The organism is Sulfuricurvum sp. (assembly GCF_049305995.1).
GTDB lineage: Bacteria > Campylobacterota > Campylobacteria > Campylobacterales > Sulfurimonadaceae > Sulfuricurvum.
Map to the genome: position 1 here is coordinate 1 of NZ_JBAQPS010000193.1, position 1,841 is coordinate 1,841.

The window sequence follows — 1,841 nt, forward strand, 5'->3', positions numbered from 1 at the left end:
TAGAATTGAGCATTACCCACAGTGCATTATTGCTCAATCCATAATTTATCTGTTTTGTTTCGATGAAGACAAAATCGAGCTGTAAAGCCCCAGTAGTTCTATCCGTACCTGTTTTAAATGCGTATTCGAAGCCTTTGTCTGAAGCTTCTAAGATTAATTCGCCTATACGATCCATTCGTTGCTGTTCAGCAATCTCTGCGAGTGCCGGAATGGGAAACGTAGCGAATACTTCATCAGCAATAAATTTTTCTTGGGTATCCCAAGTCGAATTTCCATACCCTCCCCCGATGTCGGCATGGACACCTGGCATTCCGATTTCGACCATATTACTGCCACTCTCGCCCATATAGTTCAGTGGAAAATTTGCACGAAATTCATTATCGGCAGTCAGATGGAGCATCATATCTGCGGAGTTGGTATTGAGATTTAGATTGAGGTTTGGGTTATATTCATTTGCCAGTCCGACCGTCGCGACGGTATCGAAGAGTCCCACAAATCCGATCGCACTGCCGTCGAGATCGGCATACTGGGCATTGAACATATTGATAAAATCACGTGCCGATGTCGCTCCACGGCTGAAACCGTAAACGTCGATAACGAATTTCTGATCTTTTGGATATTTTGCCATTAGGTCCTTGATCTGATTTAGTTTGTCTACAGCATGCTGTTTGACCGTTGATCCAAACGCCAAGCCGCCAATATTATAATAATCCTTGCGGTCTTTATAGACCTCTGTATTCCGTATAGCCGCTAACTGCTCCTCATTAAAAGTAGGGGTATTTGTATAGGGGGTATACGCTTCCGTTCCTGCACCTTCAGCATAAATAGCCTCATAACCTGCCTTTACATATCTATCATAAATCTGAACAACATTTGTTATTGACCCATCTCCAATCAATCTATCGTTCCACATATTATTACCTGTCCCGTCGAAGAACACTCCGATTCTGATTACGTCTGCCATGTTGTTTTCCTTGTGTTTATTTTTTTAAAAAAGTGATTTAAATAATGATGATTCAGGCTTAGGTGCGTTATAAAATATAGAAGGCTCTTTGACAAAGTCTCTAGGTGCGCTGTACCTTAATGCCGTACATTTTGATTTATCAACTAATATATCAATATGCAATGTGTCACTCGCAATTTCATCCACTCCGAAATCGGGATTTGTTGTTGTAAAGCATCCAACACTATCCATCGGAGCAGGAACAGGACATTCATGATAATGGTATTTCCCGCCATCAACATCCAATTTCATTTGCATCGCACATACGAAATCAGTTTCTTTGTCATTGCGACTCCATTTTTCGCGTAAATCTTTATCTCTTTGAGATAATTCATACTCGTAAATTCGATGCTCTGTCATGCACACAAATGTCGTTTCAGGTGCGATGCGAAAATATTTTTTATCTGAACGAAAGGCAATAGGCCTATCTTCTTTACGCAACATTGGATACGCTCGTCCATCAGTACCTCCTTTGCTTCCATCGTAAACCACATCCGCTCTCTGACCACCCAGCTCTTTACCACTTACTATGTCTTTGTTTTTATAGTCTCCTAAAAGCCAAAATCGCGAATATTGATCATCATTTTTTCTCAATATCATGAGCTCTAATCCCCCAAACCGATAGCCACATCCCTTTTTGTCCTCTTCGGGGGTCATATAGATAGGGAGGTTAATCGTGTAATTGCCATCGGGAACGCTTACACTCCGTTGAGCGATTGAGGGTTTCATCGTTCCCGTCGTATATCCGCGAGATCCGCATCCTTCTTTTAGGTTGGTTGCGACATAACTGATCGAGTAGCGTGCATCCAAACGGGGGTCTTTTTGTCCTGTTAGGGTG

2 protein-coding genes are annotated in these 1,841 nt (G+C 42.0%); both read right to left on the reverse strand.

The genetic code is table 11. The features are described 5' to 3' along the window. On the reverse strand, window positions 1-964 hold a 964-nt coding region (locus WA010_RS06545), incomplete at its 3' end, for a T6SS phospholipase effector Tle1-like catalytic domain-containing protein (RefSeq protein ID WP_422556339.1). Window positions 965-988: 24 nt separating this feature from the next. Further along, window positions 989-1,841, reverse strand: an 853-nt coding sequence (locus tag WA010_RS06550) for a hypothetical protein (RefSeq protein ID WP_422556340.1), incomplete at its 5' end; no start/stop codon positions are given.